Annotated in this window: 24 protein-coding genes and 1 tRNA gene; 6 read left to right on the forward strand and 19 right to left on the reverse strand. The window is 65.2% G+C overall.

Annotation, left to right across the window (positions count from 1 at the left end; translation table 11 throughout):
* Nucleotides 1-9 precede the first annotated feature (9 nt).
* The 6 genes from rpsU to cysG all read right to left on the reverse strand — a co-directional run bounded on the left by rpsU (nt 10) and on the right by cysG (nt 5,293).
* Nucleotides 10-240, reverse strand: a complete 231-nt coding sequence (rpsU, locus tag AB843_RS03370) for a 30S ribosomal protein S21 (protein WP_048645374.1) — start codon at nt 238-240, stop codon at nt 10-12.
* A gap of 346 nt (nt 241-586) precedes the next feature.
* Nucleotides 587-1,108: a DUF934 domain-containing protein gene (locus AB843_RS03375; protein ID WP_048645375.1), complete on the reverse strand. Its 522-nt coding sequence runs from the start codon at nt 1,106-1,108 to the stop codon at nt 587-589.
* A gap of 11 nt (nt 1,109-1,119) precedes the next feature.
* Nucleotides 1,120-1,884: a phosphoadenylyl-sulfate reductase gene (locus AB843_RS03380; protein WP_048645376.1), complete on the reverse strand. Its 765-nt coding sequence runs from the start codon at nt 1,882-1,884 to the stop codon at nt 1,120-1,122.
* Nucleotides 1,859-3,529 (reverse strand): nitrite/sulfite reductase, encoded by a 1,671-nt coding sequence (locus AB843_RS03385; protein ID WP_048645377.1) that lies wholly within the window; start codon nt 3,527-3,529, stop codon nt 1,859-1,861. The genes AB843_RS03380 and AB843_RS03385 overlap by 26 nt, the downstream gene beginning before the upstream one ends.
* Nucleotides 3,530-3,545: 16 nt before the next feature.
* A complete protein-coding gene (locus tag AB843_RS03390; RefSeq protein WP_048645378.1) occupies nt 3,546-3,866 on the reverse strand; it encodes a DUF2849 domain-containing protein in 321 nt (106 codons plus the stop codon).
* The gene (cysG, locus tag AB843_RS03395) at nt 3,863-5,293 is read right to left on the reverse strand and encodes a siroheme synthase CysG (RefSeq protein WP_048645379.1); all 1,431 of its coding nucleotides are present in this window, start codon (nt 5,291-5,293) and stop codon (nt 3,863-3,865) included. The genes AB843_RS03390 and cysG overlap by 4 nt, the downstream gene beginning before the upstream one ends.
* 216 nt (nt 5,294-5,509) lie before the next feature.
* On the opposite strand from cysG, the gene AB843_RS03400 reads away from it, so the two are divergent.
* The gene (locus AB843_RS03400; protein ID WP_048645524.1) at nt 5,510-5,959 is read left to right on the forward strand and encodes a baeRF12 domain-containing protein; all 450 of its coding nucleotides are present in this window, start codon (nt 5,510-5,512) and stop codon (nt 5,957-5,959) included.
* 43 nt (nt 5,960-6,002) lie between these two features.
* Here the strand turns inward: AB843_RS03400 and AB843_RS03405 are convergent, their stop codons facing one another.
* From AB843_RS03405 to AB843_RS03435, 7 genes are all read right to left on the reverse strand, one after another.
* Entirely contained in the window at nt 6,003-6,746 is a 744-nt protein-coding gene (locus AB843_RS03405) for an SDR family NAD(P)-dependent oxidoreductase (protein WP_048645380.1), read from the reverse strand.
* A gap of 73 nt (nt 6,747-6,819) precedes the next feature.
* The gene (locus AB843_RS03410) at nt 6,820-9,072 is read right to left on the reverse strand and encodes a transglycosylase domain-containing protein (protein WP_048645381.1); all 2,253 of its coding nucleotides are present in this window, start codon (nt 9,070-9,072) and stop codon (nt 6,820-6,822) included.
* Between the two features lie 158 nt (nt 9,073-9,230).
* On the reverse strand, nt 9,231-9,848 hold the full coding sequence (locus tag AB843_RS03415) for a ribonuclease D (protein WP_048645382.1): 618 nt from the start codon (nt 9,846-9,848) through the stop codon (nt 9,231-9,233).
* Nucleotides 9,849-9,870: 22 nt separating this feature from the next.
* Nucleotides 9,871-11,250 carry a M20/M25/M40 family metallo-hydrolase gene (locus AB843_RS03420; RefSeq protein WP_048645383.1) on the reverse strand — a complete coding sequence of 460 codons (1,380 nt, stop codon included), beginning with the start codon at nt 11,248-11,250 and terminating at the stop codon, nt 9,871-9,873.
* Nucleotides 11,251-11,478: 228 nt separating this feature from the next.
* Nucleotides 11,479-12,471 (reverse strand): BMP family lipoprotein, encoded by a 993-nt coding sequence (locus AB843_RS03425; RefSeq protein ID WP_048645384.1) that lies wholly within the window; start codon nt 12,469-12,471, stop codon nt 11,479-11,481.
* A gap of 241 nt (nt 12,472-12,712) precedes the next feature.
* Nucleotides 12,713-13,384 (reverse strand): peptide-methionine (S)-S-oxide reductase MsrA, encoded by a 672-nt coding sequence (gene msrA / locus AB843_RS03430; RefSeq protein WP_048645385.1) that lies wholly within the window; start codon nt 13,382-13,384, stop codon nt 12,713-12,715.
* A gap of 42 nt (nt 13,385-13,426) precedes the next feature.
* Nucleotides 13,427-13,741 carry a hypothetical protein gene (locus AB843_RS03435; protein ID WP_048645386.1) on the reverse strand — a complete coding sequence of 105 codons (315 nt, stop codon included), beginning with the start codon at nt 13,739-13,741 and terminating at the stop codon, nt 13,427-13,429.
* Between the two features lie 238 nt (nt 13,742-13,979).
* Between AB843_RS03435 and AB843_RS03440 the strand changes: the two genes are divergently transcribed.
* Nucleotides 13,980-14,069, forward strand: a tRNA-Ser gene (locus AB843_RS03440).
* 204 nt (nt 14,070-14,273) lie between these two features.
* Here AB843_RS03440 and AB843_RS03445 read toward each other — a convergent pair.
* Complete coding sequence (locus AB843_RS03445) at nt 14,274-15,080, reverse strand: alpha/beta fold hydrolase (RefSeq protein ID WP_048645387.1); 807 nt, start codon at nt 15,078-15,080, stop codon at nt 14,274-14,276.
* Between the two features lie 452 nt (nt 15,081-15,532).
* Between AB843_RS03445 and AB843_RS03450 the strand changes: the two genes are divergently transcribed.
* On the forward strand, nt 15,533-15,889 hold the full coding sequence (locus AB843_RS03450) for a YciI family protein (protein ID WP_048645388.1): 357 nt from the start codon (nt 15,533-15,535) through the stop codon (nt 15,887-15,889).
* Nucleotides 15,886-17,118, forward strand: a complete 1,233-nt coding sequence (locus AB843_RS03455; protein WP_342021852.1) for an RNA polymerase sigma factor — start codon at nt 15,886-15,888, stop codon at nt 17,116-17,118. The genes AB843_RS03450 and AB843_RS03455 overlap by 4 nt, the downstream gene beginning before the upstream one ends.
* A gap of 157 nt (nt 17,119-17,275) precedes the next feature.
* On the opposite strand, the gene AB843_RS03460 is transcribed toward AB843_RS03455, so the two are convergent.
* From AB843_RS03460 to AB843_RS03480, 5 genes are all read right to left on the reverse strand, one after another.
* Nucleotides 17,276-17,914, reverse strand: coding sequence for a dihydrofolate reductase family protein (locus tag AB843_RS03460; protein ID WP_048645390.1), 639 nt, complete (start codon nt 17,912-17,914; stop codon nt 17,276-17,278).
* A gap of 314 nt (nt 17,915-18,228) precedes the next feature.
* Nucleotides 18,229-19,602, reverse strand: a complete 1,374-nt coding sequence (locus tag AB843_RS03465; protein WP_048645391.1) for an FAD-binding oxidoreductase — start codon at nt 19,600-19,602, stop codon at nt 18,229-18,231.
* Between the two features lie 39 nt (nt 19,603-19,641).
* Nucleotides 19,642-20,169, reverse strand: coding sequence for a flavin reductase family protein (locus tag AB843_RS03470; RefSeq protein ID WP_048645392.1), 528 nt, complete (start codon nt 20,167-20,169; stop codon nt 19,642-19,644).
* Nucleotides 20,170-21,261 carry an LLM class flavin-dependent oxidoreductase gene (locus AB843_RS03475; RefSeq protein WP_048645393.1) on the reverse strand — a complete coding sequence of 364 codons (1,092 nt, stop codon included), beginning with the start codon at nt 21,259-21,261 and terminating at the stop codon, nt 20,170-20,172.
* Nucleotides 21,258-21,962 carry a GntR family transcriptional regulator gene (locus AB843_RS03480; protein WP_048645394.1) on the reverse strand — a complete coding sequence of 235 codons (705 nt, stop codon included), beginning with the start codon at nt 21,960-21,962 and terminating at the stop codon, nt 21,258-21,260. Before AB843_RS03480 ends, AB843_RS03475 begins: the two co-directional genes overlap by 4 nt.
* 132 nt (nt 21,963-22,094) lie before the next feature.
* Between AB843_RS03480 and AB843_RS03485 the strand changes: the two genes are divergently transcribed.
* Nucleotides 22,095-22,874 (forward strand): HpcH/HpaI aldolase family protein, encoded by a 780-nt coding sequence (locus AB843_RS03485; RefSeq protein WP_342021854.1) that lies wholly within the window; start codon nt 22,095-22,097, stop codon nt 22,872-22,874.
* Nucleotides 22,871-23,809, forward strand: a complete 939-nt coding sequence (locus tag AB843_RS03490) for an NADP-dependent oxidoreductase (protein WP_048645396.1) — start codon at nt 22,871-22,873, stop codon at nt 23,807-23,809. Before AB843_RS03485 ends, AB843_RS03490 begins: the two co-directional genes overlap by 4 nt.
* The last annotated feature ends 1 nt before the right edge of the window (nt 23,810 follow it).

The following is a 23,810-nucleotide window of genomic DNA, read 5'->3' on the forward strand; positions in this document are numbered from 1 at the left end:
CAAGGCAGATCAGGCCGCGCGGGGGGCTTTCTTGGGCAGAAGACCCTCACGCTGGGCCTGCTTGCGGGCCAGCTTGCGGGCGCGGCGAATGGCCTCGGCGTGCTGGCGGGTGCGCTTCTCCGAGGGCTTCTCGTAGGCGCGGCGCGCTTTCATTTCACGGAAAACACCCTCGCGCTGAAGCTTCTTCTTCAGCACGCGGAGGGCTTGGTCGATATTGTTGTCGCGAACGATGACCTGCAATGGACTTCCTTCTACGGTTGGCGTTTCAACGGGTTGAGCACGATCACGGCGCCGGATGGCGCAAGCAGCGGCTCGAGTTCATAAATTTCCGCATCAATGCGAGGGCCGGACCGGTGTCTGACGGCAGGGATGCTGAAAAGCGTCCGTCCAGGGACGACTCAGGATGAGGCGCACCATATCAGAAGTTTCAAGGAATGCACCCCATTGGCATGCATATAGGTAGAAAAGCCGAAATTGCTAGCATTTTGCAGTCAGGTGGAATCACCTGACGTCCGCATAAATGCGGAAAAACAAGGAGATAGAGCGTCCTTGTGTAGCGTCCAAATGGACGCACGGCGCTCTGGTTTCAGGCCGGCAGCCGCCGCCAGGCATAGGACCCCGGGGCCGCCGCCGTCCTGGCTGTCGGCTGGTAATAGAGCGGAATGCCCGCCTCCTTGCCGGCTTCGAGCTGCGCGAGCGTGCGCGGGTTGGATATCGCCAGGCTGGAGAAGCCGACGCGCAGCATGTGCGCGACCTGGTCGATCAGCACATTGCCGGTGGCGCGGATTTCGCCATGATAGCCATGCCGCGCGCGCAAGAGTTCGGCCTTCGAATAGCTGCGGCCGTCATTGAAGGCGGGAAAGGCAAGCGCCACCAGCGGCAGGCTGGAAAGATGCGGCAGCAATGCGTCCAGCGGCTCGCCGGGCAGAAGCTCGACGCCGATGCGCCGGGCTTCGCTCTCGCGCGTTTCGGGAGCGAGTTCCAGGAAGACGGCAAGGGGCAGGATCACCTTGCCCGCATCGTTGAGAGCGCCCGCGTCCTCGCCGCGCCGCCATTCATCGTCGCGAAAGCCGTCTTCGGCCCAGAGTCTGGTAACGGTGTTGGTCATAGACGTTCCTATCAGGATGACGGCGCCAGCGCCGTCTCGAGGCCCGGCAGATGAATGCCGCATTCGGTCTTGGCCTGTCCGGCCCAGCGGCCCGAGCGTGCGTCCTCGCCGGGCTTGACCGGGTTGGTGCAGGGAAAACAGCCGATCGACAGGTAGCCGTAGGCGACCAGCGGGTTCTGCCGGAGATCGTGCTTCACCATATAGGCCGCCTGGTCCTCCGTGGTCCAGCGCGCCAGCGGGTTGACGCGGATGCGCGACCCCACCGCCTCGAACACGGGCATGTCGGCGCGCGTGGCGGCCTGGCCGCGCTTGCGGCCGGTGAACCAGGCGCGATAGGGAGCGATGGCACGCGCCATCGGCTCCACCTTGCGGATCGCGCAGCAGGCGTCGGTATCGCTCCTGTGCAGGATGCCGTCGGGATCGTCGGCGGCCAGCGCATCGTCGAGCGGCTTGACGATGACGATGTTGGTCAGGCCCAGATCCTCGGCAAGCTGGTCGCGATAGCCGAGCGTCTCGCCGAAATGCTGGCCGGTGTCGAGAAAGCTGATCGGCAGGTCGCCGTCGGCCTCGGCGATCATGTGCAGCAGTGCTGCCGAATCCGCGCCGAAGGACGAGACGGCGGCAATGCCGCCATCCTCGCGGAACAGGTCGATCGCCACGGCGATGACCTCCTGCGCCGGCAGGTGGCCGTAGCGCGCGTCGAGCGTTGCCGCCAGCGCGGCGACATCGCCCTCGCCGGCGGATGCCGGATCAGGCAGCCTTGGCTTCCTGGCCATAAAGGGCCTCCTTGAAAGGTGCCTGCCCCAGGCGCCGATAGGCGTCGAGGAAGCTCTCCTCCTTGTTCTCGCGGTTGGCGAGATAGGTTTCGACGATGGTTTCAATGGCGTTGGTGATCTCGTCCGGGCCAAAACCGCGGCCGATGATCTCGCCGATGGTCGAGCCCTCGCGGGCCGAGCCGCCGAGCGTGATCTGATAGAGTTCCGCGCCCTTCTTCTCGACGCCCAGAATGCCGATATGGCCGACATGGTGATGCCCGCAGGCATTGATGCAGCCGGAAATCTTGATCTGCAGGTCGCCGATCTCTTCCTGCCGGGCCTGGCTGGCGAAGCGCTGCGAAATCTCCTGCGCCACGGGGATGGAGCGGGCATTGGCGAGCGCGCAATAGTCGAGCCCGGGGCAGGCGATGATGTCGGTGATCAGCCCCGCATTGGCCGTCGCCAGGCCGATCTCGACCAGGGCGGCATGCACCGCCGGCAGGTCGGCGCGCGCCACATGCGGCAGGATCAGGTTCTGTTCGTGGCTGACGCGGATCTCGTCGTTGCCGTATTGCTCGGCGATATCGGCGATGGCGTCCATCTGCGCGTCGGAAGCGTCGCCCGGCACCTCGCCGATGCCCTTCAGCGATATGGTGACGCAGGCATAGTCCGGATTGCCGTGCGTGGTGGCGTTGCGGTTGAGCCAGTCGGCAAAGCCCGCATTGGCCTTGACCGCCTTGCTGATCGTAGCATCGCCTTCCGGCCGGGCCTTGAGCCGCGGCGGCGCGAAATAGGTCCCGATGGCGCGGATGTCGGCTTCCGGCAGCTTGAGCTCGCTCTCCTTCAGTGCGGCGAACTCCTTTTCCACCTGGGCCGTCAGTTCCTCGGTGCCGGTCTCGTGCACCAGGATCTTGATGCGCGCCTTGTACTTGTTGTCGCGGCGTCCGCCGAGATTGTAGACGCGCAGGATCGCTGTCGCATAGGAGAGCAAATCCGCCTCCGGCAGGAAGTCGCGGATCTTCTTGGCAACCATCGGCGTGCGGCCGAGGCCGCCGCCGACATAGACGGCGAAGCCGAGCTCGCCCTTGTCGTTCTTCTTCAGGTGCAGGCCGATATCGTGCACCTCGATGGCGGCGCGGTCGCGCTCGGCTCCCGTCACGGCGATCTTGAACTTGCGCGGCAGGTAGGAGAATTCCGGATGCAGCGACGACCATTGCCGCAGGATCTCCGCATAGGGGCGCGGGTCGGCCACCTCGTCGGCGGCGGCGCCGGCGAAATGGTCGGCCGTCACGTTGCGAATGCAATTGCCCGAGGTCTGGATGCAGTGCATCTCCACTTCGGCCAGCTCTTCGAGAATTTTCGGCACGTCGGTCAGCTTCGGCCAGTGGAACTGCAGGTTCTGGCGCGTGGTGAAATGGCCGTAGCCCTTATCGTAAGTGCGCGCGATATGGGCAAGCTTGCGCAATTGGCGCGGCGACAGCGTGCCGTAGGGGATGGCGATGCGCAGCATGTAGGCGTGCAGTTGCAGATAGACGCCGTTCATCAGCCGGAGCGGCTTGAACTCGTCCTCCGTCAACTCGCCGGACAAGCGCCGCGCCACCTGGTCGCTGAACTCGGCGACGCGGGCGTTCACGAAGGCATGGTCGAATTCGTCGTAGCGATACATCGGGCGAAGACCTGCTTTAGATGGCGTGCGGCGCGCCGTGGCGCGACTGCTTGCCGAGATCGGGGTGGATGGACGGCCCGCCCGCGCGAATGCGTTCGCGCAGGCGGGTGGGGAGGACGCGGCCATCCGCGATTTCGATGTCGACGAGGGTGACATCGACGACGAGATTGGCGGCCAGCGCCGCATTGCCCGTCGCCAGGAGCCTCTCTTCGGCTTCCGCGTCGCGGGCGACCTCGGCGCCGCCGATCGTCTCGACCCAGCGGTCGCCGGCGCCGAGCCAGACGGTCTCGCCATCGGTCAGGCGGTTGGCGGCAACGATCTTCGCAACAACCTTCATCGGACGCGCTCCAGTTGATGCTTGCGGGCGGCGAGCGCCTCGGAGCGCTTGAAATTGGCGCCGGCGACGGCGTCGCCGATCAGCGTCATGACCGGGCCGGTCAGTTCGCCGCGTTCGCTGAGCGCCGGCAGGTCGGCCAGCGTGCCGTGCAGCAGACGCTTGCCGTCGAGGCTGGCGTTCTCGACCACGGCGACGGCCGTGTCGGGCGAAAGCCCCGCCTGCATCAGCCGGCCGGCGACGTCGGCGGCGACCGAGCGGCCCATATAGACGGCAACGGTCGCGCCGGAGACGGCAAGGCTCGCCCAGTCGGGCAGGGTGCGGCCCTTCAGATCGTGGCCGGTGGTGAAGACGATCGACGAGGTAACGCCGCGCAGCGTCAGCGGCAGCTCGAAATCGGCAGCGGCGGCGAAGGCGGCGGTAACGCCCGGCACGACTTCATAGGAGATGCCGGCATCACGCAGCGCCGCCATTTCCTCGCCGGCGCGGCCGAAGATCAGCGGATCGCCGGATTTCAGCCGCACGACGCGCTTGCCGGCATGGCCGAGCTCGACCAGCAGATCGTTGATCTGCGCCTGGCTCTTGGAGTGGCAGCCCTTGCGCTTGCCGACGCCGATGCGCTCGGCGTCGCGGCGGCCCATGGCGATGACCGCTTCCGGCACCAGCGCGTCGTGGACGATGAAATCGGCCTCCATCAGCAGGCGCTGGGCGCGCAGCGTCAAGAGATCTTCCGCGCCCGGGCCGGCACCGACCAGGGCGATGTGGCCCGGCAGGTCGTTACCGGCGGCAAGCAGGCTGGAGGCGCTGCGGCGGGCACCGGCCAGGTCGCCGCGCTCGGCGGCGCGCGCCGTCTCGCCGGTGAAGAACGACTTCCAGAAGCGGCGGCGGGCAAGGCCCTTCGGCACCAGCCGCTCGACCGCGTCGCGGTACTGCGTGGCGAGATGCGCGAGCACGCCCAGAGAGGGAGAGAGCATCTGGTCGATGCGCGCCCTGACCATCTGCGCCAGCACGGGGCCGGCGCCTTCCGTGCCGATGGCGACCACCAGTGGCGCGCGGTTGACCAGCGCCGGGGTGTAGAAGTCGCATAGGGCAGGGCGGTCGACGGCATTGGCCGGGATGTTCTTCGCCCGCGCATCGGCGACGATGGCGCGATCCTGCGCCTCATTGTCGGTCGCGGCGAAGACGAGCACGGCATTTTCGATATAGCGGGCCGTATAGGGCGCGCGGATCAGGCGCGCGCCGTTCGCCTCCGCCCAGCCGGCCAGCGCCGGCTCGGGCGCATCGGCGACGATGGTGAGGTCGGCGCTCGACTGGCCGATGAGCCGCGCCTTGGCCAGCGCCTCCGCGCCATTGCCGACGATGACCACGGCGCGGCCCTCGACCCGCATGAAGACGGGGAAAGCGGCAAGCTTTGCGATATCTGTCGCCATGGTTCGCGAGCCTTTTTGAAAGATGCCCGGAATAATGACGATCTGCCGCCCTTTTCAGAAGAAACACACTCGCGGGCTGCAAGGCGCGGCAAGATTGCTTTTGCGCCTTGCAGCACTCCGGCAGCAAATCCTTCCCCCGCGATGATCGGTCGCTTGCGGGAACGGGAGTGTGAGCCCCGCGTTGTTCGCACAGGAATGCAATCGAAGGAGATGGAAATGGGTGAGATCCGGCTGGTTCACGACATATGGGTTCTGGTCGCCGATGGCGAGAAGGCGCTGTTCCTGCGCAATGAGGGCGACGCTACCTATCCCAATCTCCAGGTCGTGCGGCAGATGCATGAGGAGAACCCGCCGACCCGCGAGCAGGGTACGGACAGGCCGGGCCGCTTGAACGATGGGAACGGGGTTCACCGCAGCGCCGTCGACGACACCGACTGGCATCGCATTGAAAAAGAGCGCTTCGCCGCCGATATCGCCGAACGGCTTTACAAGCTGGCGCATCGCGGCACCTTCGACCGCCTGGTGCTGGTCGCTCCGCCGCTGGTGCTGGGCGAATTGCGCAAGGAGATGCACAAGGAGGTGGGGGACCGTGTGGTTGGCGAGGTCGCCAAGACGCTGACCAATCATACGGTGAGCGATATCGAGAAACTATTGATGCAGGGGTGAGCCAGGGAGGCCGGCGACGGCGAAGCCAGGCCAGGCTGCACCGTCAGACGTGCTGGCCGCCATTGATGTGCACTTCGGCCCCCGTCACATAGGACGATTGATCCGAACACAGGAAGAAGATCGTGTCGGCCACCTCGGATGTCTGGCCGAGACGGCGCAGCGGCAGGGTTTCCACCAGCTTGTCGGTGCCCGGCGACAGGATCGAGGTTTCTATCTCGCCCGGCGCGATGGCGTTGACGCGGATGCCGTGCGGGCCGAAATCGGCCGCCATCTCGCGCGTCAGCGCGACCAGCGCCGCCTTCGACGTCGCATAGGCCGTGCCGGCGAACGGATGCACCCGGCTGCCGACGATGGAGGTGACGTTGACGATCGAGCCCTTGGCCGTCGCCAGTTCTCTGAACAGCCCGCGCGCCAGCATGATCGGCGCGAAGAAATTGACCTGGAACACATCGCGCCAGACATGCATCGGCGTCTCGATGGAGTCCATGCGCTTGCCGCCCTCGAGTTTGGGCGAGATGGCGGCGTTGTTGACCAGCGCGTCGAGGCGCCCGCCATTCTTCTCCAGCCGGTGGCGGATCTCGCCGATGGCGATGCCGACGCCTTCCTGGTCGGAAAGATCAAGCTGGATATGGTCGTCAGGCCCGGCCGGCCAGGGACAATCCTCGGCGAAAGCCTGCCGCGAACAGGTGATGACACGCCAGCCCTCGCGCGAAAAGCGCTTGACGGCCGCGTGGCCGATGCCGCGGCTGGCGCCGGTCAGAACCAATGTCTTTCGCTCGTCGGCCATGCGCTGCTCCCTGTTTCGCCTTATGTAGGCGAGCCCGGCCGGGAAAGCGATAGGCAAACCGGAGCGGCGAAGTCTAATTTCCCAGGATGATGTCGAGAATGGAGCCCTGGCGCTTCTGCGGGGCCCCGCCGACATCCGCTGGCGGCACCGGTCGGCGGACCGACGCTGTGCGGTCGTCGCCGCCCGGCGCCGGTATGGCTGCCGGAGGCACCGGCCGTGCGCTCTGCGCAGCGCCTTGCGAGCCGCCGCCCACCGCCGCCGTCGGCACGGGACGGCCCGCCGGACGAGTTTCGACCATGCCGACCGCCGGCCGGCCAGGCGACCACGAACCCGGCAACCGTTTCACCGGCCGGCCTTTTTCAGCCTGCTCCATGAAGGCGCGCCAGGCCGGGACCGGCAGCGAACTGCCGGTCGCCTTGGTCGCTTTCGACGTGTCGTTACCGAACCAGACGCCAGTGACGAGATCGGCGGTGTAGCCGACGAACCAGGCATCGCGTGACTGTTGCGTGGTGCCGGTCTTGCCGGCAGCGGGCCGGCCGATAGCGGCAGCCTTGGCGCTGCCGAAGTCTATCGTGCCCTGCATCATCGAGTTCATCATGCCGATGATTTCGGGGCTGGCGACGCGCGTCATGCGTGGCTTGCCCTGTTCGTAGAGCACTTTTCCGGAAGTCGTTCTGACACGGCTGACGAAGTGAACCTCGGGCCGCAGCCCGCCGGTGGCGAAGGGCAGGTAGGCGGCGGTGAGCTCGAGCGGCGTCACCTCGGACGTGCCGAGCGCGATCGAGGCATTGGCGTTGAGGTCGGATTCGATGCCCATGCGCTGCGCCACCTCGACCACCGCTTTCGGCCCCACCTCCACGGCAAGCTGCGCGGCGACGGAATTGAGCGAGCGGGCCAGCGCTTCCGACAAGGTGACAGGGCCGTAATACTTGCCCTTGTAGTTCTCCGGCGTCCATTTGCCGATTTTGATCGGCGCGTCGTTGCGCACGCTGTCGGGGGTTCGGCCCTGCTCGAGCGCGGCCATGAAGACGAATGGCTTGAAGGCCGAACCCGGCTGCCGGCGCGCCTCCGACGCGCGGTCGAACTGGCTGTTGGCGTAGTCGTAGCCGCCGACCATGGCGCGCACGGCGCCCGTCGTGTCGATCGACACCAGCACGCCCTGGCTGACGGCGAGTTTGCCGCCCTTTTCGTCGATCGATTGGCGGATGGTCTTTTCCGCCTCCTTCTGCAGCGCCAGATCGACGGTCGCCTCGACGATGATGTCGGCGCCGCTGTCGCCGATCAGCCCCGGCAGTTCCTCCATGATGCGGTCGGCCACATAATGTTCGGAGCCGGTCCAGTAGGCGGCGGCCCGCGTTGCCGGCTGGCTCATGGCGGTGGTCATCTCGCTGTCGCCGATCATGCCCTGGTCGCGCATGGTGGCCAGAACCACCTGTGCCCGGGTTTCAGCCGCCTGCGGGTCACGCGCCGGCGAAAGCCTGGACGGCGCCTTGAGCAGGCCGGCCAGAAGCGCGGCTTCCGAAAGCGTCACCTCCTTCGCCGACTTGTTGAAATAGCGGCGCGAGGCGGCCTCGACGCCATAGGCGCCCGAGCCGAAATAGACCCGGTTGAGATACATTTCGAGGATCTGGTCCTTCGAATGCTTCTGCTCCAGCCACAGCGCCAGGAGCACCTCCTGCACCTTGCGCTCGATCGTCCGATCGGGTTTCAGGAACAGATTCTTGGCAAGCTGCTGCGTCAGGGTCGAGCCGCCCTGCGTCAGCCGTCCTGCCATGACATTTTCCGCCATGGCGCGCGCCAGGCCGATCGGATCGACGCCGAAATGCGAATAGAAGCGCCTGTCTTCGATGGCGATGACCGCCTGCGGAATGTGCGGCGACATTTCATGCAGGCCGACGGCCTCGCCGCCGGTCATGCCACGATTGGCGATCAGCGCTCCATCGGCGGAAACGATGCGGACATTCGGTGGCCGGTCGGGAATCTGCCAGGTGGTGGCCGCCGGCATCTTGGCACCGTAATAGGCGACGAGGCCCGCGCCGGCGATGCCGCCCCACAGCGCCAGCACAAGCATCCAGTACACCGCGCCGCGCAGGAAGCCGAAGAAACCGCGCCCGCTGCCGCCCCTGCCGCGCTTGCGACGCGTGGTTCGGCTCCTTGCCGTTTTTCCCTTGGCCGGCCCTCTGGCGGAGGCCTTGCCCGGCTTGCGCTGCTGGCGCGACGGGACGACGCGGTCGCCATCGCCGAGCGTCAGATCCCCGCCGCCCCGGCGTCCCTGCGGGGCGTCGAAAGTCGGTTCGATCCTGCGTCGTCGCGTGTCGCGCGCCATGCCTGCCCTTGCCCCAAAAAACTCCGGCGCAGCGGCGCGAAAACCCGTTCCGGTTCTCCCACGCGCGATGCGCATCCTCAACAACCCGCAATGCGGGGTTCGTGGAGAGTAAAGGCCAGCGGTTTAAGGCGCAGTTAAGTCAAAATAAACGGAATGGATCAGCTGTGGGCGAAAATGTCCTCTTCTTCCCAGCCCATCAGGTCGAGCCTGGCGCGTGTCGGCAAGAACCGAAAGCACGCCTCGGCCTCGGCCATCCGGTTTTCCCGCGCCAGCCGCATGAGAAGCTTTTCGCGCAGCCCATGCAGGTAAAGCACATCCGAGGCCGCGTATTCGAGCTGTTCGGGCGAAAGCTCTTCGGCGGCCCAATCCGACGATTGCTGCACCTTCGACAGGGAGATGCCGAGCAACTCGTTGCACAGATCCTTCAGCCCGTGCCGGTCCGTATAGGTCCTGGTCAGCCGCGAGGCGATCTTCGAGCAGAACACCGGTTCCGCCATCACGCCGAAGGCGTTGTAGAGAACGGCGATGTCGAACCGACCATAGTGAAACAGCTTGGTGATGTTGCCGTTGCCAAGGAGGGCCACGAGGTTCGGCGCGGTCTTCTGCCCGGCTTCGATCTGCACCACGTCGGCCGTTCCGTCGCCCGGCGACAGTTGCACCACGCACAGCCGGTCGCGATGCGGCCGGAGCCCCAGCGTCTCCGTGTCGATGGCGACGGCATCGACCGCGTAGTGATCGAGGTTCGGCAAGTCGTTCTTGTGCAGGCGAATGGTCATGTCGGATTCCCGGTTCGGTGGCTCACTTGCTCAACACGTCGAGGATGCGCGCCCAGGAGCGCTGGCCGCGATGAAACGAGGTGAGGTCGTATTTTTCGTTCGGCGAATGGATGCGGTCGTCCGACAGGCCGAAGCCGACCAGCAGCGATTCCATGCCGAGCATTCTGCGGAAATCGCCGACGATGGGGATCGAGCCGCCCATGGCGATGGCGACTGCCGGTTTCGACCATTCCTCCGTCAGCGCGCCTTGCGCCTTGGTGACCAGCGGCATGTCGTAGTCGAGCTGGAAGGCGGGCGAGCCGCCATGCTTGTGGAACTCGACCGAGCAGTCGGCCGGGATGCGCGCCTCGATGAAGGCGCGGAAGGCGGCGCGGATCTTGTCCGGATCCTGCTTGTGCACCAGGCGGAAGGACACTTTCGCCGACGCCTGCGCGGCGATCACCGTCTTGAAGCCGGCGCCGGTGTACCCGCCATTGATGCCGTTGATCTCGGCGGTCGGCCGCGCCCAGACCAGTTCGAGAACGGAGCGGTCCTTCTCGCCGGAGGGCTTTGCCAGGCCGATCGGGTTGAGGAAGGTTTCGGCGGTCTCGCCAAGGCCCGCCCAGCTCTTGAGGATGGTGTCGGGCGTCTCCTCGACGCCGTCATAGAAGCCGGGAATGGTGACGCGGCCATTCTCGTCATGCATGTCGGCCAGCGCCCTGGCCAGGATGGTGATCGGGTTGGCGGCGGCGCCGCCGAATTCTCCCGAATGCAGGTCGCGATCGGCGGCATGAATGGTGATCTCCTCGCCGACCAGGCCGCGCAGGCCGACGCAGACGGCCGGCGTCTCGCGATCCCACATGCCGGTGTCGCAGACGAGGGCGAAATCGGCTTTCAGTTCCTCGGCGTTCGCTTCGAGGAAGGGTTTCAGCGAAGGCGAGCCGGATTCTTCCTCGCCCTCGAACAGGATGCTGATCCGGCACGGCATCTTGCCATGCACCGCCTTGTAGGCGCGGCAGGCTTCGACGAACGTCATCAGCTGCCCCTTGTCGTCGGCCGAGCCGCGCCCGGTGATCGCCTTGCGGCCGGGCTCGATCTCCTTGACGGAAGGCGTGAACGGGTCGTCGTTCCACAGGTCCAGCGGGTCCACCGGCTGCACGTCGTAGTGGCCGTAGAACAGCACATGCGGCCCTTCGCCGTCGTGATGCGCCACCACCATCGGGTGCCCGGTCGTGTCGCGCACGCTGGCCTCGAAGCCGATTGATTTCAGATCCTCGACCAGCCATTCCGCCGCTTTCCGGCAATCGCTGGAGAATGCCGGGTCCGTCGAAATCGACTTGATGCGCAGCAGGTGAAAAAGCCGCTCCAGGCTCTGATCGATGGAATGATCGAGATGGTCGAGAACCGGCGCGAGATCGGACATGGAAGACTCCTGGCGAAGGAAGGGAGGAAACGATGATGCGGCCCTCCTTATAGAGCATTTTGCAGTCAGGTGGAATCACCTGACGTCCGCATAAATGCGGAAAAACAAAGAGATAGACCGGTTCAGCGTTTCTATGAAACACTGAATCGGTCTAGCGGGAGGCGCGGCGAAAGAAAAAGGGCCGCGTGCGGCCCTTTTTCATTTCGTAGCGTGGCGAACAGGCTGGTTTCAGTAAGGGCAGGCGTTGTCGGAGAGGAAGTTGTGCACCTCGATCTCGCCGGCGATGATCTTCGCCTTGGTGTCCTCGACGGCCTTCTTCATCTCGTCGGTGACGAGCGGTGCATTGTTGTCGTCCATGGCATAGCCGACGCCGTCCTCGGCGAGACCCAGATCCGCGACGCCGTAGGTGAATTCGCCGTTCTTCGCATCCATGAAGGAATCATAGACCGCCACATCGACCTGCTTGACCATGGAGGTCAGCACATGGCCCGGCTGCAGGCCGTTCTGGTTGGAATCGACGCCGATGCCGAGCTTGCCGGCATCGGCCGCCGCCTGCAGCACGCCAACGCCGGTGCCGCCCGCCGCGTGGTAGATCACGTCGGCGCCCTGGTCCATCTGCGTGCGGGTGATCTCGCCGCCTTTCACCGGATCGTTCCAGGCAGCCGGCGTGTCGCCGGTGTAGCTGCGGATCACCTTGGCGTCCGGGTTGGCCGCCTTGGCGCCGCCCACATAGCCGCATTCGAACTTGCCGATCAACGGCACCTGCATGCCGCCGATGAAGCCGACCGTGCCGGTCTTGGAGGCCAGCGCCGCCATCATGCCGACCAGGTAGGAACCTTCCTGTTCCTTGAACGTGACCGAGCGGACATTCGGCTGGTCGACCTTGTCGTCGATGATGGTGAAGTTCACTTCGGGATAATCCGGCGCGACCTTGTTCAGGAAATCGACCCAGGTGAACCCGGCCATGACGATCGGATTGCGCCCATCCTCGGCGAAGCGGCGCAACGCCTGTTCGCGCTGCGCGTCGTTGGAAATCTCGAACTCGACATACGCGATGCCGGTTTCCTGCTTGAACCGCTCGGCGCCATTATAGGCGGCCTCGTTGAACGATTTGTCGAACTTCCCGCCCAGATCGTAAATGAGGGCCGGGGCGATGTCCGCCGCGAAGGCGCTCGCGGTCATGGCGGTGGTGGCCAGAAGGCCAAGGACGATACGCTTCATGTGATCCACACCCTGTCGGTTGCCGTGTTTTGTTTGTTGTGCCGCACGGGCCACGCGGACAATCATTCCGCGCCGCCCTTGCGCTCGAACGAATTTGCGCTCGAACGAGCATTCCACGCCACCAGACGGAGGCCGGAACGGCTTCAGCGGGAGCATCCATCGCCCCCTTGCCGCCACTTTTGCACGGCCAAGGCGAAATTTCACCTGGAATTTTGACCGTCCGGAAAAACTTGCCGGGGCCTCAGGAACCGGTCGCCGGCGGCGCGATGGCGCAGCTGACGCCGGTGCCCTGCAGGCCGCAATAGCCGTTCGGGTTCTTCGCCAGATACTGCTGATGCTCTTCCTCGGCGAAGTAGAATTCCGGCGCCGGGGCGATCTCCGTGGTGATCTCGCCGCGTCCCGCTTCCTTCAGCGCCGCCTGATAAGCCGCGCGCGAGGCGCGCGCTTCGGCAAGCTGGGCCTCGCTGTTGGTGAAGATCGCCGAGCGGTAGGTGGTGCCGACATCATTGCCCTGCCGCATGCCCTGGGTGGGATCGTGGCTTTCCCAGAACACGCCCAGCAACTGGGCGAAGGAAACCCGCGCCGGATCGTAGACCACGCGCACCACTTCGGCGTGGCCTGTCAGGCCGGTGGTGGTTTCGTGGTAGGTGGGGTTGGGCGTGATGCCACCGGCATAACCGACGGCCGTGACCCAGACGCCGTCGAGCTGCCAGAAAAGCCGCTCGGCGCCCCAGAAGCACCCCATGCCGAACAACACCGTCTCGCTGCCTTCCGGGTAGGGGCCCTTCAGCGAACGGCCCGACACGAAATGGCCGGTGGCGGTGGCGATGGGGTCTTCACGCCCGGGCAGGGCGTCGTGCGCCGACGGCATGGAAAGCTTCTTGTTGCCCATCAGATTGCTGAGGAATGACATGTCTGGTTCCTTTCCGGCTCTCGCCGAGAATGAGGCCCCCGTTCAGGCCAGGTAAATGGCGCGGCGACGCGGGCGGCCGATTGTGTAGAACAGCAAGGACAGCGCGGTGAAGACCAGCCAGCCGGGAAGCGTCAGGATGAAGAGGGCAACCGGGTCCCACAGCACCGCAAGCGTGTAGCGCTGGACCACGGCCTGCGACAGGTTCAGCGTCTCCGGCGACACCGAATACCAGCTCTCGCCGAGCGGCGTGAAAACCAGCGCCGAGGCGGCGATGGAGCGCGTCGCGTCGATCACCGCCATGATGACGGCGATCGCCAGGCTCACCATGGCCAGTGCCCGGAACAACAAGCGGAACATGCGTGCCTCCCAGCATGGCGGCCGCCGGGCCGCATTTCGATCTTTCGCAGAGATAGGCGGCGTGGGCCGCAATGGCAATCGCCGCACGGAAAGTTGAGCGGAGGTGAACGGGAAAGGCGCCCTGTATCGACGGGTAGGACGGCAAATTGCAAAACTGTGACACGGTGGACTTGGCATTCGCGATCAGATCGACTAGATCAGCCTCGGCGTGCGACCGTGAAAGCGGAAACGCGCTGCCGGAGAGGTGGCCGAGTGGTTGAAGGCGCACGCCTGGAACGCGTGTATACGGGAAACCGTATCGAGGGTTCGAATCCCTCTCTCTCCGCCATCGCCCCGCTGATTGCCCTCCATGGTGCGATATAGCCGCCCATATTCCCGTATCCTCAGCAGTGGATAGCGAACTGTCGGGTTTCGCTCTGTAGCCTGATTTGTCTTGGCCCAGTGCAATAACTTTCGACCCTTCTCTCCCTCTCCTGCGGCAAGCCGTGACCTGAAAGTGAACTTGCGGGCCGCCGCCGAGCGTCATCTTCCTTCAAGCAAGAACCTTGCCGAGGAAAGCACGCATCGCGCCGTTGAATTGCTCCGGCTTTTGCAGGGGCGCGAAGTGGCTCACGCCGGACAGGATGATCAATTCCGCTGCCGGAATGCTCTGCGCGAGATAATCGGCATGTTCGGGCTTGATGAACTCGTCGTGCTCGCTTTGCACGATCGCAACGGGCACATGGATATGGGCCAAGTCGCCTGCAGAATAGTTAGGTTCGCTCCTCATCATCTGGCCGACCGCTTCGACAAACGTATCGAATTGGTCCGGCGTGGCCGATAGATCGGCATAATCCTTGGCGTGCCGTCTGAAACACCGGTCGACGATCGGAGTGGGCTCGAATTCCTTTGTGCCGCTGGGGTCCATGTTGCAGCCAAAGAAGAACACACCGGCAACCCGCTCGGGTGCTTTCATTGCGAGGATTAAAGCGATGCACGCGCCGTCGCTCCAGCCCACAACGGCCGTCTTTTCCAACTGCAGCGCGTCCATCACGGCGAGCACGTCGGATGCCATCAACTCATAGGTAAAAGGCCGCTGATCGCGTGTGCTGCGGCCGTGGCCGCGGCTGTCAATGAGCACGGCGCGATAGCCGGCGCCGACCAGCATTGAAACTTGATAGCCCCAGTTACCGCTATGGCCGAGGCCACCATGCAGCAGGATCACGGGTGAGCCGGTCCCGTATGTCGCGTACCAGATTCGAGCACCGTCGTGATCCACGAAGCCCTGATCGCTCGTAGCGGGCAGAGGCGCAGCGCCATGCGCCTCGAAATACTTGAGGTCGTCGTCGTGGGATTCCATCCTGATGTGACTCCTACCAGACAGGAAGGCCTGCAACTGCCGCTGACACAGATCAAACCAACCCCGGCAAGACCTGTTGCCTAGGCGAAATAGCACCGAGCGACCAACTGGATCAATGGCCGCTTCTGTGCGCGCTCGCGTCATTCGTGTGTACACTGGGAATGACGCATTCCCACTGGGTCGAGCCGTTCAGGGTTGCGACGCGCGCCGCGAATGGGGCTGGCTGGGGGCGACCTCATTCCCGTGGGAGGATCGGCTATGGCGCTCGCCCGAAAGCTGTCGTGCAAGCCAGCGTGTACCGAATGCAATCAGGGGAGGCATCGGGCTCTGGTCCGCGGCGTCTTTTTTTCGCAAGGTGACTGGCTTTTTTGTTCTGAGCTGTCGAACCGACCGAACTGAGGACGACATCGGAGTGCACGCGATGTGCGGATCAACGATGAAAGGACTTTGCCATGCGGTACTTGCTCATGCTTCATGCCGACGAAACGGTCGGCGCGTCCATTCCGCCCGAGCAGATGAAAGGCTTTATGAACCAGATGGCTGCCTATGCACAGGCGCTCGAGAAGGCCGGAGCCTTCATTGCCACAGAAGCGCTGGACTTCGCCTCCAAGGGATCGCTGATCACGGTTCGCGACGGGGAAACGCGGGTACAGGATGGTCCCTTCGCTGAATCGCGCGAGCAGTTCGGTGGATACTTCATCATCGAAGCGGCCGACGACGACGAAGCACGGAAATGGGCGGCGCGATGTCCGGCGGCGACCTGGGGAACCATTGAGGTGCGGCGCATCCGCGGCCGCGATGAATATTGACGACGACCGATCCCGCACGGCAGGCAGCCGAACGCGTGGCGCGCGAAAGCTATGGCCGGTTGCTTGCTGTCCTTGCCACCCGGACTGGGGACATTCCCGGCGCCGAGGATGCGCTGGGTGAAGCGCTTGCTGCTGCCCTGCGGCAATGGCCGGAACAAGGTGTTCCGGCCAATCCCGAAGCCTGGCTGGTAGCAGTTGCCCGGCGGCGGCAGGTCGATACCCTCCGCCGGCGGGTGACGGCCCGGTCCGGAGAGGAGCACCTGACAATGATCGCCGACGAACTGGGCCAGAAAGCCGGGGAACACCCGGTGTTTCCAGACAGGCGCCTGGCGCTGATGCTGGCCTGCACGCATTCGACAGTCGACCCGGCGATGCGGGCGCCGTTGATGCTGCAGGTCCTGTTGGGGCTGACGGCAAGCGAGATCGGCGCGGCCTATCTGGTGCCGCCCGCAACGATGGGCCAGCGGCTCGTGAGGGCCAAGGCGCGGATCAAAGAATTGGGCATCCGCTTCGAGGAGCCCGATGCGGAGCGTCTGGCGCGCGATCTGCCGGCAGTGCTCGACGCCATCTATGCGACGTTCACCAGCGATTGGGTGTGCCGGGAAAGCCGGAACCGGGCTGAGGAAGCAATATGGCTGGCACAATGCGTGGTGGCGCAGGTGCCGTCTGATCCCGAGGCCAAAGGATTGCTGGCGCTAATGCTTTATCTCAGTGCGCGAATGGATGCGCAATCCGGGCCCGATGGTGGCTACGTTCCGTTAGATGAGCAGGATGTCTCGCGCTGGGACCATGCGGCAATCGATACTGCCGAGGCACTGCTGCGCGCAGCCAACCAGTGCGGGCCGAGCGGGCGGTTTCAGATCGAGGCGGCCATCCAATCGGTCCATTGTGCGCGGCGCAGCAGCGGCAGGACCGATTGGGTGACAATCGGGTCGCTATACGATCTGTTGTTTGCATTGCTGTCTTCGCCGGTGGTTCGGCTCAACAGGGCGCTGGCGCGCAGCCACATCGACGGAGCGGCTGCAGTACTCGGAGAGGTCATCGAACTCGGCCGGGATCCACGCATGGTTTCGTACCAGCCCTATTGGGCGGCCCGATCCCATCTGGCCGCTGAAGCAGGAGAGCGCGAGACGGCTCTCGAAATCTTTGGCGTGGCAATAGGATTGACGACCGACCCCGCAGTGCGCGCCTATCTCATGAAGCGACGTCAGCGATTGCTCGATGGGTGAGCGGCGGGATCCAGATCACCGCTCTCCAGGGGCAGGCAATCAGTTCACCGGGATGGTGAGGGCTTTGCGCTCGTGATGGTTGCGCACCGGCAAAGCGCCAGTCCCCGCGTTTTCACACCTGCGGCCACGACCATGCCGCAGCCGCAGGAGAAGAGGCTTACGTCTTGACCTCTGTCGATTCGAATGTGGCCGTTTTGTATTGCGGGCGGCCGTTGGGACGATAGACGTGGAGGGTGATCCCGCCGGAAGTGGCGCGGGTCTCGACCAGTTCGAGTGCCCTGTCCGGGCCGGTCTCGGGGAAGAGCCGCGTGCCCTGGCCGAGGATCAGGGGGAACGTGAACAGGTTGATCTCATCGACCAGGTCGTTGTCGAGCAGCCAGCGGATGAACGTGGTGCTGCCGTGCACTTGCAACTCGCCGCCAGGCTTGGCCTTGAGATCGCGGACGGCGGCTGCGATGTCCCCGGAAAGGACAGTGGTATTTGCCCATGCCGGGTCGGCAAGTGTGTTCGATGCCACGTATTTGGGCCGTGTGTTCAATGCGACTGCGACGGGGTTGTCGGTCGGGATCTCCTTCATCGCTCCCCATGAGCCGGCGAAGACCTCGTAGGTCCACCGGCCGAACAGGAACGCATCGGCGCGTCCATAGATCTGACCCAATGCGGCCGCGGTCTCTTCATTGAAGAGCGGCATGGCCCATCCGCCGCGCGTAAAGCCGCCGCGGCGATCTTCGTCGGCCCCGCCAAGCCCCTGCATGACTCCGTCGACGGAGACCATTGTCGTGGTCGTCAGTTTCATGATCGTAGTCCTTCCCGTGTCGTCGTTTGGCCGGGCCGGTTGGCCTGCCTTCCCTTCAAAGACGAACGGCCGGGCCGGAATTCGACAAGCCATCCAGGAAAACGACCCGGCCGGATATCCAGTCCCGGCGGCGGTGCTGGCGGACTGTCGTGACGAGGTGGGTGCACGCATCCTGCGGCCAGGCCGTAATGGTCGCTGTCCATGCGCCGCGCCCAGACCGGTTCATTGTTTCATGGAAACACCGCCTTGCTCTATCTCTTTGTTTTTCTGCATCTGTACGGACGTCAGGTGAAACCACCTGACTGCAAAACACTCTAGAATATTCGGCCGGCGTTCAGGATGCCGTGTGGATCGAGTGCAGCTTTCATGCGGCGCATCAGCGCCAGTTCGCCTTGTGTGCGGGTCAGGGGCAGGTGCTTTTTCTTGATCTTGCCGATGCCGTGCTCGGCCGACACCGTCCCGCCGAAAGCCGCCACGGTGCCGTAGACGAAGGCATTGATCGCATCCCTGGTGTCCGCGCCGGACCGCTGCTGATGAACGATCAGATGCAGATTGCTGTCGGCCACATGGCCGTAACAGAGCGCGATGGCCTGCGGCCATTGCCGGGCAAGCCCGTCGCGCAGGGCGATGATTGCATCACCGAACACCTTGAGCGGGATGCTGACGTCGAAGCCGATCAGGCCGGGCAGGCGCGTTGGAAACTCGGCCGGCGCCTCGCGGACCGCCCAGATGCGCTGGCGCTCGGCATCCGATTTGGCGACGACCGCATCGGCCAGCAGCCCGTCCTCGATCAGCTGCATCAGCGCCTGCTCGAAAATGTCCCCGTCTGCCGACGGCGCCGTGGCTTCAATTATCAGGGCCAGACCACCGGCGGTGTCGAGCGGGATGCCGATCTGGCAGGCGTCGCGCGCGAAGGCGATGAAATCCGGCCACATCGCCTCGAAGGCGAGCAATTCGCCGCCGAGCGTCTTTTCCAGCGCGCGCAGGGCGGCGATGGCGTCGCCGAATGCCGCGCAGGTGACGAAGGCCGTGCGGATGTTGCGGCGCTGCGGGTGCAGTTTCAAAACGACGCGGGTGATCACGCCGAGCGTGCCCTCCGAGCCGATGAACAGATGCGGCCAGTCGTAGCCGGCGTTGTTCTTCAGCATGGTGTTGAGGCCGGAGACGATGGTGCCGTCGGCCAGCACGACTTCGAGCCCCAGCACATTGGCGCGCGTCATGCCGTAGCGCAGCACCTGGATGCCGCCGGCATTGGTCGCCACATTGCCGCCGATCGTGCAGCTGCCGCGCGCGCCAAGGTCGATGCCGAGGCTGAAGCCGGCCGTCTCCGCCGCCGCCTGCGCAAGTTCGAGCGGCGTCCCGGCAAGCACCGTCATCGTCGCCCCCAGGGGATCGATCTCCTCGATTCCCGCAAGCCGCTCCAGCGAAAGCGCCACCTCGCCCGGTTCGGGGACCGCACCGGCCGCCAGGCCGGTCATGCCGCCCTGGATGACGACGCGCTGCCGCGCCGCATGGCACAGCCGCATCGCCTCGGCGAGTTGATCCGTCGTACGCGGCATGACCACGGCATCGGGCAGGGTCGGCGCGGCACCGCTCCAGTCGGTCCGGTTGCGCGCCGGGCAGTGGTTCCCATCGTAGACGATGTCCGCCCCGAGCGCCTCGCGCAGCGTTTCTATGAGGTTTGTCATGGCCGCCGCCCTTGTTGTATCTCGCCCGGTAGCCGGAACCTACGCGACCGCCCCGTAGCGGCCATCGCCGAACACCAGCGAGCCCGAAGTTCCGTCGCCCAGATGGACGTCGGTCACCAGGCCGAAGGCGGTCCGGTGGCTGCCGAAATCGCTGATCTCAGCGACACGGCACTCGAAGGAAGCGCGCGCGCCGGCAAGCAGGGGAATGTCGTGCTCGCTGCGGTGCCATTCGCCGAAGGCGAAACGCGCCACGCCCGCCACGCCCGTTTGCCCGCCGAAGGCCTGGGCGATCTTCTGCTGGTCGGTCGCCAGCACATTGACGCTGAAGCCCGCGCCTGGCCTGAGCGCCTCCGACAGGCGCGATTTGAGATTGACGCAGGCGATCAGCGACGGCGGCTCGGCGCTGAGCGAGCAGACCGCCGTCGCGGTAACGCCGAACAGGCTGCCTTCCAGGCCCTGCAGGGCGATGACGTTGACCGACCCCACCAGGCAGCGCATGCCCTGTCTGAAGCGCGCCGGCCCCGTCGGGGCGTGCGCCAGGTTCATAAGCGTCTCGGGCATCGCCATTTACGACCTCAAACCGGCCTGGCGCAAAAGGGGCAGGACCCGGTCGCAGAAGAAGGGCAGTTCATAGGTGTAGTTGACGAAGGACAGCGCGATCCCCGAATAGCCCTGTTTCGAGATGCGCGTCATGTCGTCGGCGATCTTTTCCGGTGTGCCGACCAGCGGATAGCTGCCCGCGCCCCCGGCGAAGCGCTGGCGGTAGCGGTCATAGGCTTCCGTGTCGTGCGAGGAGGAAAACTCCTTCTTGCCTGACATATGGGTTTCGACGGCCCCATGGTCCGCCTCGGCCAGCGCATAGCGCTCGTAATAGGCGTCGGCCTCGGCCTGTGTCTCGCGGCAGACCACGTGGCAGACGGTGTACAGGCCGATCTCGCGCTTGTGCTCCGCCGCGCGCGCCTTCATGTCGGCCACGTGCTGCCCGCCCTCGTCGATGTCGGTGAAGGTGGTGAACAGATACTCGCAATGCTTCGAGGCGAAATCGCGCCCCGGCCCGCCGAAGGCGGCGTTCATCGTGACGGGACGCGGCGCCTGCAGGCTGGCCGGCCGGCTGACCACGTTCTTCAGCTTGTAGTAGGTTCCGACATAGTCGAAGGGTTCGTTCGAGGCATAGCATTTCTCCAGCACGTCGAGCCATTCGCCGGCCTGGTCATAGCCCTTTTCGGCGAGCGAGACGCCGAACATGGCGAACTCGACCGGGTTCCAGCCGCAGACGATGTTGAGGCCGGCGCGGCCGTTGGAGATGTGATCGACGGTGGCCAGCGCCTTGGCCGCGTAGAGCGGATGCATGACCGGCACGTGAACGGTCATGAAAATGCCGATCCGCTCGGTGATGGCCGCCAGGCCGGCTGCCCAGGTGAAGGTCTCGAACGACCATTCGCGTGCCTTCGTCTGCCCGCCAAAGCCCTTCCATCGGGCGATCGGCAGCAGGAATTCGAGGCCCGCCCGATCGGCGATCTGCGCCATGTTCTGGTTGTCGCTCCAGCGGGCGCGCCAGCGCTCCTCGACGGTGGTGATCGCCAGCCCGCCATCGGCGTTTGCCGAGAAGACGCCAAGCTTGAGCTGGTTCGGTCCCTTGAGCGGATGCCGTTTTATCATTCCGTCCCTCTTGCGGTGGTGTTGTCCTGCGATGCGGCGGGGGCGACCTCGGCGGCCTCGTCGAGCTGCGCGCGGCGGGCCGCCAGGAATGCGGCCTCAGCCACATACATGAAGTTCATCATCCGGTCGCCGGCCAACAGCGGATCGCGCCGCAGGAAGGCGTCGTAGATGCCCTCCAGCCCGTCCATATAGGCGCGGCCGAAATGCGGATCCTCGAATGTCTGCGGCCGGATCGTCTGGAATTGGTCCATGTAGCGCTCGGTGGTGGTTGCCAGAATGCGGTTGCCGATGGCGCCCAGCCAGGCGCTGCGGAAGGCCAGATTGGCGCGCAGAAGCGCCTTGAGATCGCGTGCGCCGAAGGCCGCGCGGATCGCTCCCATGGCCGCGCCGAGCACCGCCTCCGTCTCGCGGTTCATGTCGCGGGCGGCGTTGGCGGCGGCGCGCGGCTCGAGCTGCCGGCGCAGTTCGGACAGGTCGCGGATTTCGTCGAGCGACAGGGTCGGCACGGTGAAGCCGCGCGTCGTCGAAACGAGATAGCCCTCCGAGGCCAGCCGCAGCAGCGCCTCGCGCACCGGCATGCGGGAAATGTTGCGCTCGGCCGCCAGATCCGTATCGACCAGCCGGTGGTGCGGTTGTATTTCGCCGAGCCGCAGGGCATCGAGAAGTTCGGCATAGACCTGGCTTGCCAGAGTTGATCCCATTCTGCTGCCCTCATTCCTCATATCAGTATACGAAATTCCAAGGATAATCCTCCAAATGACGCCAATAAAGCGTAGTTATTGCAAAATTTCAACAAAAACCGTATGCAGTTTTCCTGCACATGGAGGGCGCCTATGCGTGAAATGAAAAACCTGCGCGAGAAAATCCGGTCGCGGACCCCGGTGGTCGGCACGTTCGCCGCATTGCCGCATCCGATGGCGGTGGAGATCGTCGCGCGCGGTGGCTTCGATTGCCTTTGCATCGATTGGGAGCACACGCAGTTGGGCCGTGAGCGGCTCGAGGATATGCTGCGCGCCGCCGATTGCCGGGCGACCCCGGCCATCGTCCGCTTGCCAGGGCACGATCCCGAGGCGATTTCGGCCGCGCTCGATGCGGGCGCTGCCGGCATTCTCGCGCCGCATGTCTCGACGGTGGAGGAGGCGCTGGCCATTGCCAGGGCAGCCCGCTTTCCGCCGCACGGCACGCGCGGCGCCGGTCCCGGCCGCGCCGCGGGATATGGATACGGCGTGTTCGACTATGTGGCGCGCGCCAATGAAGAGATTGTCGTGGCCGTGCAGATCGAGACGGCGCAAGGGCTGGAGAACATCGCCGCCATTGCCGCGCTGGACGAGATCGACCTGCTGTTCATCGGGCCGGGCGATCTGGCGCTGTCGATCGGCGCCCTGGGCGACGGCGGCGCGGAGCGGCTGGACGCAGCGATGGAGACGATCATCGATCATTGCGGCAATGCCGGGCGCGCCGTCGGCTTGTTCAGGCCGTCGGCGGATGATCTGCCGCGCTGGGTGTCGCGCGGCGCTTCGTTCTTCCTCATTTCCTCCGATGCGATGCTGATGGGCGCTGCCGCCACCGCCACCGCGGACGCGGCCGCCAGGGCGCTGGGGAGGCGGAAATGATCGCCATTCAATATGATGGCTATGGTCCCGCCGAGGTGCTGCGGCCGGTCGACCTGCCCACTCCGGCGCCGGCCCGCGATCAGGTGCTTGTCCGCCTGCACGCGGCAGGCGTCGCGCCGATCGACTGGAAGCTGCGCGCCGGTCTCCTGCGGCAGTTTTTCACGCCGGATTTTCCCAAGGTGCCGGGTCGCGACGGCGCCGGCACCGTGGTGGCCGTGGGCGAGGATGTGAGCGAATTTTCGCTCGGCCAGCGCGTCGGGGTGATGACCGACCATCATATGCCCGGCAGTTATGCGCAGTTTGCGGCCTGTCCGGCCGACAGGGTGGTTCCGATCGGCGACATCGGCTTTGCCGAAGCCGCCAGCCTGATCAACGCCGGCCTGAGCGCCTGGATCGCCGGTGTCGAGACGGCGCGCATCGAGCCCGGCATGAAGGTGCTGGTGCATGGCGGATCGGGCGCGGTCGGCGGTATTCTCGTGCAACTGGCGCGCCATCTCGGCGCCGAGGTAACGGCGACCTGCCGGGCCGACAATGTCGACTATGTCCTGTCGCTGGGCGCCCGGCGCGCCATCGCCTACGACCGGGAGGATTTCTCCACCCTGCGCGACCAGGACGTGGTTGTCGATCTCGTCGGCGGCGCCGTGCATGACGGCTCCTACCAGGTGCTCCGCCCCGGTGGCCATCTGGTCTACCTGGTCGCGGCCCCGATCCGCGACCGTGGCGCGGAATTCGGCGTGCGCGTCAGCCGCGCGATGGTCTCGGACCGGCGCGGGCCGGTCGAGCGGATTGTCGATCTGGCGGCGCGCGGCATCATCAGGCCACAGGTGGCGGCGATGCTGCCGCTCGAACAGGCCGTGTTGGCGCACCGGCAGATGGAAGCCGGCGCGGTGTCGCGCGGCCGGCTGATCCTGACCATGCCCGAGGGCGGGGAATAAG

It is taken from the genome of Nitratireductor soli, assembly GCF_001050155.1.
Lineage (GTDB): Bacteria > Pseudomonadota > Alphaproteobacteria > Rhizobiales > Rhizobiaceae > Nitratireductor > Nitratireductor soli.